Raw genomic sequence first — 14197 nt, 5'->3', positions numbered from 1 at the left:
CGCAAGGCACTACGGTGGGGGAATGATTCAGGCAAGGCCAAGCGTGGCCGGGTCGCCACGGCCTACGCGCACGACCACCGGATCATCGCTGGTCAGGTCGATCACCGTGGTCGGCGATTGCGGGCAGGCGCCCGCGTCGATGATGGCGGCCAGATCGTGGTCGTAGCGTTCGCGGATGTCTTCGGCGTCGTTCAACGCTTCCGTATCGTCTTTGGGGATCAGGGTCGTGGAAAGCAACGGCGCCCCCACTTGCTCAAGCAGTCCCAGCATGACGGCATGATCCGGCACGCGGATGCCGATGGTCTTGCGTGACGGGTGCGACACGCGCCGCGGCACTTCCTTGGTGGCTTCCAGGATGAAGGTCCAGGGGCCGGGCGTCGCGGCCTTCAACAAGCGGTATTGCTTGTTGTCCACGCGGGCGAAGTGGCCGATTTCAGCCAGGTCGCGGCACAACAGTGTCAGATGGTGTCTTTCGTCCAGGCCGCGTAACCGGCGCAGGCCGTCCGCGGCGTCCTTGTCGTCCAGGCGCGCGACGACGGCGTAGCTGGAGTCGGTGGGTACGGCCACAAGGCCTCCATCGTTCAGCCATTGGGCTGCCTGCTTGAGCAGGCGAGGTTGAGGATTCGCAGGATGAATAGATAAATACAAGGCCATGGGATTATCCTAACACTCTTGAATGCCGCCCAGCATGGCGCGGCGATGCAAAATGGCGGGAACGCCGACCCGCCCGGAGAAACAGTATGCGCCTCGATGACTCGCGTGAAAGCGACAATGTGGAAGACCGACGTGCCAGTGGTCCACGTATCGGCGGCCGTGGGACCATCGGCATCGGTACGATAGTACTTGCCTTGGTGGCCATGTACTTTGGCGTGGATCCCAGCGTGGTCCTGCAGATGGCGGAAGGGCCGCCCCAGACGCAACAGCAGGCGCCGGCCACCCGGCCGCCCGTCGACGACCCGCAAGCGCGTTTTGTCGCCAAGGTGCTGGGCGAAACCGAAGACACCTGGAGCGCGATCTTCCAGAAGGACCTGAACCGCCAGTACGTCGCGCCCAAGCTCGTGCTGTTCCGCGGCGCCACGCCCACGGCCTGCGGCACGGGCCAATCCGCGATGGGCCCCTTCTACTGCCCGGGCGACAGCAAGGTCTATATCGACCTCGCCTTCTTCGATGAATTGCAGAACAAGTTCAAGGCGCCGGGCGACTTTGCCCAGGCCTACGTGATCGCGCATGAAGTCGGACACCACGTGCAGCATCTGCTGGGCATTTCCGACCAGGTGGATCAACTGCGCCGCCGCAATCCGTCGCAAGCCAATGCGCTGTCCGTGCGGGTGGAACTGCAGGCCGACTGCTTTGCCGGCCTGTGGGCGCAACGCGCCAATGCCGCGCGCAATATCCTGGAAGGCGGGGACGTGGAGGAAGCGCTGGCGGCAGCCACCGCCATCGGCGACGACCGGCTGCAAAAGCAGGCCCAAGGCTACGCCGTGCCGGATTCCTTCACGCACGGCTCGTCCGCCCAGCGCGTGCGCTGGTTCAAGCGCGGCTTGGAAAGCGGCAATATCAAACAATGCGACACCTTCGCAGCCAGTTCTCTCTAATGCGCCGCTGAGCCGCTTTCGCCCCCGCGCCCTTTAGCTGTATGGATATACAGCTAAAGGAGCCATACCGTCTTCATCTTGTAAGATTACGCCCCCTCGCCCTGTTGCGCGCATGAGTTCCCTGCGCCCTCGGCGAGCGGCGCAGCGCATCCGTAGCGCAATTCAAAGACCCTAGATCAGTTCCATGGCCAACAAGTTCGAACCGTTAATCACCGTTGATGAGGTGCAAGAGATCCTTGCCGAACCCAAGGAAACCGTAAAACCGATCTCCTGGATCCCGAAGCCCGCCGCCAACAACATCCAGTGGATGGAGTTCGCCAGCGCGTGCAAGGTCAAGGGCGAAGTGCGCGACGATGTGATTTTCCGCGTGATCTACCGCGGGGCACGCACGGCCGTGCATGGCCAGGCCACGATCTTCCTGACGGAAGCGTTCTGTGCCAGTCTTTTTGTCGGCCCGCACCGGGTATTCGGGGTGGACACGGATGACTCCTTCCACACCAGCCTGGTGGGCGTGGGCCGGCCGCAATACCGCAAGCCGCTTGCGGACCGCAGCCACGAACATATCTGGGTGGACGAAGGCGAAGGCTATGCCGAACCCATCGTGCCCGCCCTGCACACTATCGGCGCGCTGATGCAGTATTTCCTACCGCGGGCGAACCTGACGCTTGCCGGCGGATTTGCGCATCCCCTCAAAGGCCGCCAAATCGAACTGATCCTATGAGCAATTTTCTGGAAGCCTCCGGCTGGACCGTCCTGCCGGCGGGTGAACACGCCATACGCGCGGTGTCGCCCATGACCCTGGGGTTGGACGGCCAGCATGCCGCCTTCTTCATCGCGCACCCCGACGACACGACGTTCTACCTGACCGACGCCTGTGAGACCTCGATGCATGCGTCCAGCTACGGCATCGACGTGGGCGCCAAGCGCATCGATCTGCTGAACGAAACGCCTGGTGTCAGCCTGGCGCACTTCGACCGCGACGGCGCCATCGTCGCCTCGGGTCCCAACGAACAGCTGCAGGAAGCCTTGTGGGACGCGGTGAAGCTGGCCATGGCCCTGTCGTTCCAGTGCGCCAAGTGGATGCCCAGATTCAGCCAGTTGCGCTTTCGCGCCCAGGTCGGCCGCGCGCTGGCCGAGGGCGTCGGCGCCAACCGCATGGTCAAGGGCGCGCGCGCCAAAGGCAGCAGCGGCCATACGGCGGATTTCGCGTTCGCGGTCCGCGCGGCCGGCAGCACGGCACTGACCTACATCGAACCGATTGCGCTCAAGGCTGGCAAGAAGATGGATTGGACGCAGGTCTACCAGACCCACGGCAAGATGTCGGACGTGAAGATGGCCGATGCGCGCAATTCGCGCATGGTCATTCTGGAAGACGGCGCCTCGGCAGAGGAATTCAAGAAGGCCGTGACCATTCTGGAGCAGTCCGCAACGGTGCAGACGCTGGCCAAGACGCGAGATTGGCGGGAAGTCTTTTCCGGCTAGGACGGCATGTTCGTCAGGCCGTCGACGATCTCGCGGCCATGCAATATGGCTGCGTGCACGGCTTCTCGCGGACTGAAGACGAAGCCGCCTTCGGCGAAACGGGGAACCGGGTATTCGTCGCCGCCTTCCAGCACGGCGCCTGCCTGAACCACCATTACCGATGCGACGAATACGGGGCCGCTGGGCAATGCCGGAATCGCAGCGTCCGCGCCCCGGGACACCTTGGCCGTCAGCCGGTATCCCTTGTAGATCAAGTTGTTTTGATGCACTTCGGATGCCCTCTTTCTGCAATCGAGCATACCGCGCCTGTCCATGACAGTTCAGATATGTTTTGTAACCCAGGCAGAAAATAGAAACATTGTTGCACCACAACAAGTGCGTCCCCGATTCTCACATGCCAAGAAAAGCGATGATGGACAACCTGCAACGGCAGGCCTGATGCGGCTTGCGGGCCGGCACGGCAGGGGCGCCGCGCCGGCTGGCCGCCGCTTTACGGGGATTTCCCTAAGTCCTGTTGCGAAACCGCACCTTCGGCCAGGGTCATACCCGTTGCCCGCATGTAATCGGCCAACGTCCAGCCCCGGCCCAACAGGAACATCCGGGTGTGCAGGTCTTCCAGGACGTCGGGCCGCACCGCCGCCCCGAGATAGCGCAATTGCTTGCGCCGCACATCAGCATGGCCCAGCTCGTAGTGCCGCGCCAGGCCCATCCAGAGCCGGTGGGCGCCGGTGGATTGGCGGGCGCCGCTGAAGATGCATAGCCCCGCATCCAGACCCCAGCGGTAGACGGCGGTCGCCAGGCCCATGCCCTGATAGGCGGCGGCGTATTTCGAGTGCGGGGCGCGCACGTAGGGGTCGGCCCGCCGGCCCACCTCGATCAGCCGGTTGAACACCGTGTAGCCCGCCACCCGGTCACGCCGCACATCCACCACATACACGTAGTACTCGCCGTCGGCTTCGCGATAGCGAAGCACGATGCCAGGGATGTCGGTCTTGACCTCCGGCAATCCGTGCAAGCGATCCAAAGGGCGATGCATCCGATCGTGTATGGCATCGAGTTCTTTCTCCACTTCTTGCGGAGCATGATTGACGTCGATGCGAAGTTCCGTCACGAAGCGCGAGAGGAAACGGAATGCGTGCAGTGCCAACGTAGGCAAGGCCACCTCCTGTACAGGGTTGATTAACGAGGGTTGATGAACGAAAAAAAAGCCGCATTCGCGGCTGGAATGGATGTGTTCGATGAGCCGTCTACAAGACGGGCCACTGATGGCGCAGCGGGGACGGATTCAGGCTATGCCGCGGCATGCGCGCCCTCCTGCCAACCGCCAGCCGCTTGCGCGTCGGCCTTGCCGAAAAAGGCCGGAAACTGCTGCGCGCCCTTGCGGGTGACCGCCAGCGCGCGCGAATCCAGGTCTTTGGTGATCCAGCCGCGCTGCACCAGCGCGTCCAGCAAGGCCGCGCCCAGCGCGCCCCCCAGATGTGAACGGCGCTCGCTCCAGTCCAGGCAGGCGCATGCGAACCGCCGGCGGCGCTGCCGCGCTTGTGCCGCGTCCACGCCGATCTGCGCCAGCGAGGCCTCGCCCAGCGGCGTGAGCGCGTAGTCGCGGCCGTCGGCCACGAGCCATTGGCGCGTCAGCATGGCGTCGTGGATGCGAACGGCAAGCGTGCCGGCCATGTGGTCGTAGCAGGTCCGGGCCTCGCGCAGCGCCGAGGGCGTATTGGGCTTGAACGGCACGCGTTCGGCGCCCGCCACGACGAGCAAGGCCTCCAGCGCGTGCGCGACCTCGCTGTTGGCCAGCCGGAAGTAGCGGTGCTTGCCCTGCACGGCCATCTCGACCAGCCCTTGCTCACGCAGCCGCTGGAAATGGCTGCTGGCCGTAGAGGCGCCGATGTCGGCGGCTGCGGCCAGCTCGGTCGCCGTACGGGCGCGGCCGTCCAGCAGCAGGCACAGCATGCGCGCACGAGCCGGATCCGCGATGGCGCCTGCCACGCCGGATAGATTGATGTCGGCGAACTCGGATTCCATGATTCGCTGTAGACCAAAGTGTTGTATGCAAGGCCTAAGCATACTGCGACTCATCCCGATAAGACACCGGACTCGTCCCAAAATCCATGCCCGCTACCCAATCCTTCTTCGGCTGGAAAGTCCTTGCCGCCACGTTCACGCTGGCCATCTTTGGCTGGGGCGTCGGCTTTTACGGCCCGCCCGTGTTCCTGCATGCCGTGGTGCAACGCACCGGCTGGAGCGTGGCGCTGGTCTCCGGCGCCGTGACGCTGCACTTCCTGGCGGGCACGGTGGTGGTCGCCAACCTGCCTCGCCTGTATCGCCGCGCAGGCGTGCCGCAAACCACCTTCGGCGGCGCCGTGTTCCTGGCGTTGGGGGTGGCGGGCTGGGCAGTGGCCCAGGCGCCATGGCAGCTTTACGCGGCCGCCGTGATCAGCGGCATGGGCTGGGTGGCCCTGGGCGCGGCGGCGGTCAATGCGTTGATCGCGCCGTGGTTCGTGCGGCGGCGTCCCGCCGCGCTGGGCATGGCCTATAACGGCGCCAGCGTGGGTGGCATCGTGTTTTCGCCGCTGTGGGTGTTCCTGATCGCGCAGGCCGGATTCGCGCAAGCTGCGCTGTGGGTGGGCGTCGCGATGGTGGGCGTGGTCGGCGTGCTGTCCCGCAAGGTATTCGCCGTCACGCCGCAACAACTCGGGCAACTGGCCGACGGCGACGGCGCGGCAGCGCCGGCAGCGGCGGCGGCGACCGCCCTGCCTCGCGTGGGGAACCTATGGCGCGATCGCGCCTTCCTGACACTGTCCGGCGGCATGGCGCTGGGGCTGTTCGCCCAGATCGGGTTGATCGCGCACCTGCTGTCGCTGCTGGCGCCGTTGCTGGGCGCCCAGATGGCCGGCGTGGCGATGGGCGTGGCCACTGCAGCGGCCATCGCGGGCCGCACTTTGGTGGGATGGCTGATGCCCGCCGGCGCAGACCGCCGCAAGGTGGCGTGCCTGGCCTACGCCATCCAGATCTGCGGATCGCTCACGCTGATGCTGGCCTCCGACCATGGCTGGGCCGTCTGGGTGGGCGTGGTGTTGTTCGGATCAGGCATCGGCAACGCGACGTCGTTGCCGCCCCTGATCGCGCAAACGGAATTTGCGCGCGAGGACACGGCGCGCGTGGTGCCCTTGATCGTCGCGCTGTCGCAAGGCGCCTACGCCTTTGCCCCCGCCCTGTTCGGCGTGTTGCGCGCTGTCCTGGACGCGACGGGGCAATCGATGGTGGGCTTCCTGGCGATGGCCGCCTTGTTGCAAGCGGCCGCCATCGTCTGCTTTGCCGCTGGCCTGGGCGCCGCCGCCTTCAGGCCAGCCCGCCCCGCCGCGCCACCAGTCCAGCCATGACGGCGTTGCCGCCCTCGCTGGCCAGGCCTTCGGCCACCCCTTGCCGGTCTGCCGCCGTCCGGTTCTGGCTGACCTTCCATTTGCCTTCGATGCGCGAGATCGGGATTTCGACACCGATGATGGCGCGCATCTGCGCGGCGATGAAATCGGGCGGCGCCTGATCCACGCTCCAGGGCTGCGTGCGCGCCTTTTCCTGGCTGTCGGTCAGGGCCTCAAGCTGGGCGCGCAGCCATGCCGGGTCATCCTGGATCACCGGCGTGCCCCACACGTGCACCGCCACGAAGTTCCAGGTCGGCACCACTTTGTGGGTTTCTGCCTTGGTGGCGTACCAGGAAGGCGTGATGTAGGCCTGCGCGCCGTGGAACGCCACCAGGCATTCCTGGCCCGCCGCCAACTGCGCCAATTGCGGATTGGCGCGCGCCACGTGCAGCCGCAACACGCCATGCGGGCCTTCGGGATACAGCAGACAGGGGATGTGGTTGGCCATCAGCCCGCCCTCCCCGCTGGTCATGATGACGCCCAGCGGATGGGCGCGGATGAAGTCGTGCTGAACGGCAAGATCGTCTTCACGGAAAGCGGACGGCAGATACATGATGGGGCATCAGGGAGGCAGGGAAAAACACAACATACCGCCTTCGTGGCCCCATGCACAGGGCCATCGGAATTGTGTTTTATGGAGCCAGCCAAGCCGTTCCGGCAAACCCGCGAACGCCGATCTACCGTCGGACGCGCTCATAGGCCTGATTCATGCGGTCGCGCGCCTCGGTTTCCCGCGCGTACGCGAGGTCGTAGCTCTCCAGGCACCCCTGCGTGGGGTTGGGCCATTTGATCGCGGCGATCGCTGCGGTGAGCTCGTCGCGGGCGCGCTGCCATTCTTTGACTGCGGCATACCATTCCTTGGCGGTGTCCATAGTTTCCTCCCTATGTGCACGCCTTCCATCGTAGTCCTGGCACCGTCCACGCGAACGCGCCGCCGGCAGGGAAAAAAGGATGAGCTCCATCTCCCGAGAGGGTTTACCCAAACGGCGCCGCTGCCGTCGCCGCAGATTCCCGTGCCTGCAGGCGCGAACAGGCAGATAATCAAAAAAAACATCGGCGCGGATGCCGCCTCTGCCTGGAAAGGAACGATCATGACCTCTCGATTGACCTTGGCCGCCGGCTGCGTCGCCATCGCCCTGGCGGGCTGTACCAACCTGCCGCGCGCGCAGGACTACTCCACCTCGCTCGGCGAGGATAAGACACAGCTTCAGCCAGACCCGAGCTGGAGCGCTGGCCGCATCTGGACCCGCCCGGGCCCGCCGATCGGCAGCGTGTATGAGAAGAAGCTGATCCTGGAGCCGATGACCTACATTGCCGGCGACCGCCCGGACGACCTGGAATTCAAGGACAACGCGGCGTTGCGCGAGCGTGTGCTGGCTTACATGAACGAGGCCGTACGACGCGAATTTTCGGAAGCAGGCTATCAATTGCTGAATGCCCCGGCGCCCCATGCGCTGCGCATCAGCGCGGCGATCACGGGTACGTTCAAGAATGACCGGGATCCCCGGGCAATGGAGTACATTCCGATCGGCTACGTGATCGGGCAGACCGCCAAGGCCGCAGGCTACCGCGACCAATCGGCGCGGCTGCTCATCGAAGCATCGGTGCGCGACGCCAACACGAACGAACTGCTGATCGCCTCGCTGGGCACCGTCACCGGCAGCAATCTTCCGCCCGACCGCAAGCCCACAGCGGACGACGTTCGCACGGCCATCGACGATTGGGCGCGCCAGGTGCGCCTGCAGTTCGACCGCAATTGGCAAGGCGCAACGCCCTGACCGGAAAAGCGCGCCGCGCCGCCATGCCGGATCCGCGATAACATGCGCCGCCGCGTCACGCGGCCGCCAGGCCTGCGCAGACCGGCAGGGCAATCACCGCAAGCGGGGAACATTCCGGCCGCCCCTGCGGTCCAACCCCCCGAATTTTTATTTAAAAATCACGATGTGATGAATATTGACGTCAACCCTCACTTACTCACGGCCACGGCTAATGCTACTGTTCCGCCTGTGCAAGGAGTACATGCAATGGATCAGAAAACGAAGCCCTGGGCTTTTCCCAAACCCCATCCGGAAAACACCCCACGTGGTGAGCGCAACAAACAGGAGTTCGACGCTCCGACCGAAGCCCCGAAGCCTGCGCCCAAGCCGCGCAGCAAAAAAGAACCGCCAGCCGCCAGCCGGGCGCGTTCATGACGTTGTCTGCCGGGTCACGCGCCGCCGTCCTGGCAGCGCTGTCCTCGCTTTCCCTGGCTACCGTGGCCGCCCCCGATGTGCAGACCGGCGACCTGGTTTTCCAGCAGTCCCGGTCGGCGCAAAGCCTGGCCATCCAGCAAGCCACGCACTCCCCCTACAGCCACATGGGCATGATCGTGACGCGTCAAGGCCGCCCCTACGTGCTGGAGGCTGCTGCCCGCGTCAACTACACGCCGCTGGACCAATGGGCGCGGCAAGGTGAACGCGGCCACTATGTCGTCAAACGCTTGCGCGACGCCTCGACGCTGACGCTCGCCGTGCGCGAGCAACTGGCAACCGCGGGCGCCGCGTTTGCGGGCAAGCCTTATGACCTGGTGTTCGCCTGGTCCGACGACCGGATCTATTGCTCGGAACTTGTCTGGAAAATCTACCAGCGCACGCTGGGCGTGGAAATCGGCGCGCTCGCGCCACTCAGGGGGTTTGACCTGAGCTCGCCTGCCGTGCAGGCCAAGTTGCGGGAACGCTACGGCCAGGACATCCCCTGGGACGAGCCGATCATCTCGCCCGCGGCCATGTACGATTCAGACTTGCTGACAACGGTCGCCGACCGCTGAGCCCGCTCTGGAGCGCCCTTGAACCCCATGGCCGCCTCCTTCCTGATTGGCATCGCCATCGCGCTGGTCGCCGCCTGGGGCGCACTGGCGCTGTGGATACGCGCGCCCTTGCCGCGCGGCGCACGCGCCGCGCTGATGCTGGCCTGGCTGGCCTTGGCGCTTGCCGGCATCGCCGCATTGGCCTGGCCGGCCTGGCAGCCCGCCGCGTACGGGTTTGCCGTGGCAGTCGTGGCGCTGCTGGTCTGGTGGCACACCATCCGGCCGTCCAATAACCGCGACTGGATTCCGGAAGTAGCGCGGCAGACGCATGGCGAAGTGGACGGCAATCTCGTCACGTTGCACAACGTGCGCAACTTCGACTGGCGGTCCCGCACCGACTTCACGCCCCACTGGGAAACGCGGCAGTACGCGCTGGACGAACTGCAATTCGTGGATGTGGCGCTGTCTTACTGGAACCGCCCCGCCATCGCCCACGCCCTGGTGTCTTTCGGATTCGGCCATGACCGCTACGTGGTGTTCTCGGTGGAGATCCGCCGCAAGCAAGGCGACAACTTTTCAGAGATCGGCGGCTTCTTCAAACAGTATGAACTGAGCGTCATCGCGTCCACCGAGGAAGACAGCCTGCGCGTGCGCACCAACGTGCGCGGCGAAGACGGCTACCTGTACCGCGTCAATATGCCGCTGGAGGCCGCGCGGTCGCTTTTCCTGGCGTATGTGGATAGCGCCAACCGGCTTCGCGACACGCCGCGCTTCTACCACACGCTGACCGCCAACTGCACCACCATCGTGTTCCAGATGGCGCGGCGCATCGTGCCGGGCCTGCCGCTGGATTATCGGCAACTGGTTTCGGGCTATTTGCCGGAATACCTTTACGGGCTGCATGTGCTGCAAGGCGCGGACAGCGTCGGGCAGTATCGCCGGCTGGGCCGCTATACGGACCGGGCGCGCGCCACCCAGAAACCCGCGGCTTTTTCTCGAACCATCCGGCAAGGCGTGCCGGGCATCGGGCCGTCGTAAACGCCTGCCATGACCACCATCATGAATCCTACGCTGCGCGGCAGCGGAAAAATCACCGGCGTCTTCTTCAACCCAGAGGAAGACGTGGTGGCGGTCGCCTCGGAATTCCCCTTGCTGGCCAACCCGCGCGCCCGCGCCGCCTACGGGGGCCGTACGCTGCGCTACCGCGTTGCGCTTTACCGCCGCGACAGCCTGGTCCCTTTCGCCTCGTTCGACGATCTGGATTTTCCCGTCAACGATGTCGGCTTTCATCCCGCCGGCAAGGCCGTCGTGATCGGCGCCGGCAGCTATGACGGCGGTTATCTGTTCGAGGGCGACCTGGTGGTCTGGGACTGGCAGACGCCGCGCGCCACACGCCTGTTCAACAACGTCCCTGAAGTCATGCGCTGCCGCTTCAACGCGGCGGGGGACAAGATCGAAGCCTGGGTGCGCCCGTGGGACGAAGAGTGGGGTGCGCCCGCCGAGGATCCCGACACGGCATTCGACACCTTGTTCGTCGTCTGCGCAGACGTGCCCGGCACGGCCGCCGCCGTGCGCTTTCCGGCAGACTTGGAGCTCGATGCCGCGGCCCTCGCCCCGCGCATCGAGCCGGCGGCCGATGCGCGCACGCCGCAGGCGCGCCTCATGGAATGGTTCGGAAGGGGCGCCTGGACCGAACGGGGCGCCATCAAGGACATCGCCTGGCTGGACGACGACCGCATCGCCGTCGTGCACGACGCCTGTCGGCTTGAGATCTACCGCAGCGACGGCGAGCGCCTCGCCGCCTACGCCGGCCCCGGCCATGGCGCTGAACTCCTCCGGTGCCCGAACCTGCTCGTGCATGTCGTGCAACCGTCGGACCACCCGGGCGCCTTCGGCCGGCAGGATGCGCGGCTATACGCCCTGACGGAAGACGGCTTGCATCTGACTCGCGCCTACGACGGCGAACTCACTTTTTCGGGCACGCCCGAAGGCGCGCTGCTGGGGCGCCAAAACCGCTTTCATCTTGCAGGCACGCCGGCGCAGGATGTCCTGCTGGACTTGGCTAGCGGCGAGGAACGCCGGCTGGACCTGGGCCATTACGATTGCTTCAACCACTACATCGGCATACGCGGCGCCCCCTGGCTGTTCATGCTGCAGGGCACGCCGGCCAGCTCGCACGAACACAAGTACCTCTGCATCGTCCAGACTGATGGCAGCGTGCGCCGGCTTTGGCCCGTGCTGAAAGCGGACCGCACACCGGCCAGCCATGCGATGGAACTTTGCGGCTGCTATGTCGACGACGCACAGGGCGCCAGCGTGATCGTGTCCGGCAAACACTACTCGCCCCAGGTCGGCAACGAGTACGCCGGATTCCTCTACCGCAAGTCGCTCGATCGCGACCGCGAACAGTGGCGCCTGCCTACCCGCGCATCGGCCAGCGCCATCGTCCATATGCCAGAGCCCGGCCTGATCGCGGCCGCCTTCCTGGATGGAAGCCTGCAACTGATCGACGCGCAGACAGGCACGCTGCGCCTGGACGCGAAGGTGCACGCCGACGGGCTGCCCACCCTTGTCTTCGCGCTGGACGCCGCCGGCGACAGGCTGGCGGTGGGCACGGTGGACGGCCGTATCGCTATCTTGAATGCCCGCGCGTTATGCGCCCGCTTGGCGGAGGACGGAACCGCGCCCCTGCGCGCCGTGGATCTGGACGCGGACCACCGCGCCCCTTAGCCCGCCCAGGCCACCACCTTGTCCCGCCCGGACGTCTTGGCCCGATACAAGGCCTGATCCGCGCACTTCAGGACCGTGTCCGGGTCTTTCCCGTCGTCCGGCCAGCGGGCCGCTCCGATCGAGACGGTGACATGGCCCACGCCGCCGGGCATTGCGCGTGCACGGGTGGCCTTGCGGATCCTCTCGGCGACGGCGCCAGCCGCGTCGGCGGATGCGCCGGGCATCAGCACCAGGAATTCCTCTCCGCCCACGCGGCAACAAGCGTCTTGCACCCTGACGCTGCCCCGCATGATGTCCGCGAGCGCCATCAACACCTGATCGCCGGCCGCATGGCCAAAGGCGTCGTTGACCCGCTTGAAATGGTCCAGGTCCAGCGCCAGCACCGCAAAAGACTGGCGCGAGGCCACCAACCTGGCGATCTCGCTGGCCACGCCCCGCCGGTTCAGCAACTGCGTCATCGGGTCCGTCATGGTCTCGGCGTTCAACTTGCCGATCTGGCGCTCGTGCTGCGCCATGGTAAAGCTCACGGCTTCGCGCAACTGTTCGGCCTCGAAGTAGTTGGCCTTCACCGACTGGACCAACGGGGCCGCCCGCGTATCGTCGCCGGACTTCATCGCGCGCGCCAACACCGACAACGGCTTGGCGATCCAATATCCCATGGCCGACACCGCCAGCAGCATGATCAGCGCCGCGGGGACCGAGTATTCGAATATGCGCCACATCAGGCCATGCAGCGGCGCAAGCGTCGCCGCCCGCGGGCGCTGCACCACCACGCCCCAACCGCCCAGCTGCATGCGCGCATAACCTGCCAGCATCTCCACGCCTTCGCTGTTGGTCACCGGCATCGCACCGGCCTCGCCGCGCTGCAAGGCTTGCACGACCAGGTTGTCTTTCTGCTCGGTCCCGATTCGGTGGTGGTCACGGTGATAGAGGATCCTGCCGTCCGCCCCCACCACGTAGACATGCGAGCCATCGCGGTAGAAATGCTCTTGAAGCAGCTTGTCCAGCTCCGTGTTGTGCTGCAGATAGATCGCCGCCCCGACAAACCCCATGTATTTTCCTTGGGCGTTCTTGACGGGTTCGGTCAACGCCACGGTCCAAAGCCCCTGCGACGACAGATAGGGAGGCGTCACGTTGCTCGCCTGCGACGCGCCCCGCAGATCGACCCCGGCGCTCGTGCGCCCCTGCGTCTCGGCCCCTGGCAGCATCGAGGCATAGGCCCGCATGTCGCCCTTGGCGTCCACGATGGCCGCGGCGATGACCCCGTCGGACTGCTCCGCCACGCGCACGACCTCCTCGCGCATCGCCGCCGGCGTCTCCAGCATCACAGCCACCCGCCTGGCGCTGGCTTTCAACTGCTGCTGGATCGAGCCGATGTATAAATCGACCACTTCGGCGAGCTTGACCGCATAGGCGCGGTTTGCCTCCATGGTCGTGGCGACCAATTGTTCCTTCTGCACGTTGTAGGCTGCGAAGAGCGCATTGGCGAAGGCCACGGTGGCGCTGAACACCGAAAGGCCGACAACGAGTTGAAGCAAGGTGATCCTGGACTTGCGCAAGCGGCCTCCTGATGTTTTCCGTATCGGGATATCGCGGCCCGGATAGCATCCGGCCCACTTTTTTTATCAGATACGTTCTAGCATCCCGAAGGCGGATCAACCACCGGAACCCGCTTGGCCCGAATCAAAAAACAACAGCAGGGACTTCGTGCCGCGTGCGTGGAATTACGCCTTCTCTGCGGCGGCGGTCGCAGCCGGCGTGGCGCGGAACGAGATGCCCAGGCGATTGAACGCGTTCATCAAACCGATTGCGTAGGTCAGGTCGGCAAGCTCCTTGTCGCTGAACTCCGCGGCCGCCGCGGCATAGTCCTCGTCGGGAACACCGGTTTCCGACACGCGCGTGACGGTTTCCGCCCAGGCCAACGCCGCGCGTTCGCGGCCGCTGAACACGGCGCCGGCCTCGTGCCAGACCGGCACCAGCACCAGCTTGTCGACCGTCAACCCCGACTTGATCAAGTCGCGGGAATGCATGTCGATGCAATAGGCGCAACCGTTGATCTGAGAGACCCGCAGATAGACCAGGTCGATCAGCGTTTCGGGAAGCCCGCATTTCTGCAGGTAGACATAGACGCCGCCGAAGGCTTTGTAACCGTCGGGGGAGGCATTGGCGTAATCAAGGCGGGA

General features: G+C 65.4%; 17 protein-coding genes. 9 read left to right on the top strand and 8 right to left on the bottom strand.

Features of this window, described 5'->3' with window-relative positions; all coding sequences use genetic code 11:
- Window positions 1-27: 27 nt before the first annotated feature.
- The gene (locus ACO6D5_RS17495; RefSeq protein ID WP_315528055.1) at window positions 28-654 is read right to left on the bottom strand and encodes an L-threonylcarbamoyladenylate synthase; all 627 of its coding nucleotides are present in this window, start codon (window positions 652-654) and stop codon (window positions 28-30) included.
- An 86-nt stretch (window positions 655-740) separates the two neighbouring features.
- On the opposite strand from ACO6D5_RS17495, the gene ypfJ reads away from it, so the two are divergent.
- The 3 genes from ypfJ (at window position 741) to ACO6D5_RS17480 (ending at window position 3077) form a co-directional block, all read left to right on the top strand.
- A complete protein-coding gene (gene ypfJ / locus ACO6D5_RS17490) occupies window positions 741-1595 on the top strand; it encodes a KPN_02809 family neutral zinc metallopeptidase (protein ID WP_315528057.1) in 855 nt (284 codons plus the stop codon).
- A gap of 184 nt (window positions 1596-1779) precedes the next feature.
- Window positions 1780-2316: a hypothetical protein gene (locus ACO6D5_RS17485; RefSeq protein WP_315528058.1), complete on the top strand. Its 537-nt coding sequence runs from the start codon at window positions 1780-1782 to the stop codon at window positions 2314-2316.
- Window positions 2313-3077, top strand: coding sequence for a DUF1828 domain-containing protein (locus ACO6D5_RS17480; protein ID WP_315528059.1), 765 nt, complete (start codon window positions 2313-2315; stop codon window positions 3075-3077). Before ACO6D5_RS17485 ends, ACO6D5_RS17480 begins: the two co-directional genes overlap by 4 nt.
- On the opposite strand, the gene ACO6D5_RS17475 is transcribed toward ACO6D5_RS17480, so the two are convergent.
- The 3 genes from ACO6D5_RS17475 to ACO6D5_RS17465 all read right to left on the bottom strand — a co-directional run bounded on the left by ACO6D5_RS17475 (window position 3074) and on the right by ACO6D5_RS17465 (window position 5102).
- Window positions 3074-3346, bottom strand: coding sequence for a hypothetical protein (locus ACO6D5_RS17475; protein WP_315528061.1), 273 nt, complete (start codon window positions 3344-3346; stop codon window positions 3074-3076). The two genes, ACO6D5_RS17480 and ACO6D5_RS17475, sit on opposite strands and share 4 nt — an antisense overlap.
- Before the next feature lie 221 nt (window positions 3347-3567).
- Window positions 3568-4233, bottom strand: coding sequence for an N-acetyltransferase (locus ACO6D5_RS17470; protein ID WP_485826060.1), 666 nt, complete (start codon window positions 4231-4233; stop codon window positions 3568-3570).
- Window positions 4234-4367: 134 nt separating this feature from the next.
- Entirely contained in the window at window positions 4368-5102 is a 735-nt protein-coding gene (locus ACO6D5_RS17465; protein ID WP_485826059.1) for an ArsR/SmtB family transcription factor, read from the bottom strand.
- Between the two features lie 86 nt (window positions 5103-5188).
- On the opposite strand from ACO6D5_RS17465, the gene ACO6D5_RS17460 reads away from it, so the two are divergent.
- A complete protein-coding gene (locus ACO6D5_RS17460; protein WP_485826058.1) occupies window positions 5189-6460 on the top strand; it encodes an MFS transporter in 1272 nt (423 codons plus the stop codon).
- Here the strand turns inward: ACO6D5_RS17460 and ACO6D5_RS17455 are convergent.
- Both ACO6D5_RS17455 and ACO6D5_RS17450 read right to left on the bottom strand, forming a co-directional pair.
- Window positions 6420-7052: an FMN-binding negative transcriptional regulator gene (locus tag ACO6D5_RS17455; RefSeq protein ID WP_315528067.1), complete on the bottom strand. Its 633-nt coding sequence runs from the start codon at window positions 7050-7052 to the stop codon at window positions 6420-6422. The two genes, ACO6D5_RS17460 and ACO6D5_RS17455, sit on opposite strands and share 41 nt — an antisense overlap.
- Before the next feature lie 124 nt (window positions 7053-7176).
- Window positions 7177-7371, bottom strand: a complete 195-nt coding sequence (locus tag ACO6D5_RS17450) for a hypothetical protein (protein WP_006224039.1) — start codon at window positions 7369-7371, stop codon at window positions 7177-7179.
- Between the two features lie 141 nt (window positions 7372-7512).
- Between ACO6D5_RS17450 and ACO6D5_RS17445 the strand changes: the two genes are divergently transcribed.
- The 5 genes from ACO6D5_RS17445 to ACO6D5_RS17425 all read left to right on the top strand — a co-directional run bounded on the left by ACO6D5_RS17445 (window position 7513) and on the right by ACO6D5_RS17425 (window position 12014).
- A complete protein-coding gene (locus ACO6D5_RS17445) occupies window positions 7513-8277 on the top strand; it encodes a DUF3313 domain-containing protein (protein WP_485826057.1) in 765 nt (254 codons plus the stop codon).
- A 246-nt stretch (window positions 8278-8523) separates the two neighbouring features.
- Window positions 8524-8691, top strand: coding sequence for a hypothetical protein (locus tag ACO6D5_RS17440; RefSeq protein WP_315528071.1), 168 nt, complete (start codon window positions 8524-8526; stop codon window positions 8689-8691).
- Window positions 8688-9305: a YiiX family permuted papain-like enzyme gene (locus tag ACO6D5_RS17435; protein ID WP_485826056.1), complete on the top strand. Its 618-nt coding sequence runs from the start codon at window positions 8688-8690 to the stop codon at window positions 9303-9305. The genes ACO6D5_RS17440 and ACO6D5_RS17435 overlap by 4 nt, the downstream gene beginning before the upstream one ends.
- Window positions 9306-9332: 27 nt before the next feature.
- Window positions 9333-10322 (top strand): Lnb N-terminal periplasmic domain-containing protein, encoded by a 990-nt coding sequence (locus ACO6D5_RS17430; protein ID WP_485826055.1) that lies wholly within the window; start codon window positions 9333-9335, stop codon window positions 10320-10322.
- A gap of 21 nt (window positions 10323-10343) precedes the next feature.
- Window positions 10344-12014, top strand: coding sequence for a hypothetical protein (locus ACO6D5_RS17425; protein WP_485826054.1), 1671 nt, complete (start codon window positions 10344-10346; stop codon window positions 12012-12014).
- Here ACO6D5_RS17425 and ACO6D5_RS17420 read toward each other — a convergent pair.
- The gene (locus tag ACO6D5_RS17420) at window positions 12011-13552 is read right to left on the bottom strand and encodes a sensor domain-containing diguanylate cyclase (RefSeq protein WP_485826053.1); all 1542 of its coding nucleotides are present in this window, start codon (window positions 13550-13552) and stop codon (window positions 12011-12013) included. The genes ACO6D5_RS17425 and ACO6D5_RS17420 overlap by 4 nt on opposite strands.
- 186 nt (window positions 13553-13738) lie before the next feature.
- On the bottom strand, window positions 13739-14197 hold a 459-nt coding region (locus ACO6D5_RS17415; protein WP_485826052.1), incomplete at its 5' end, for a carboxymuconolactone decarboxylase family protein.

The sequence above is a fragment of the Achromobacter sp. genome (assembly GCF_057314935.1).
This window is presented reverse-complemented; position numbering and strand designations above follow the sequence as displayed.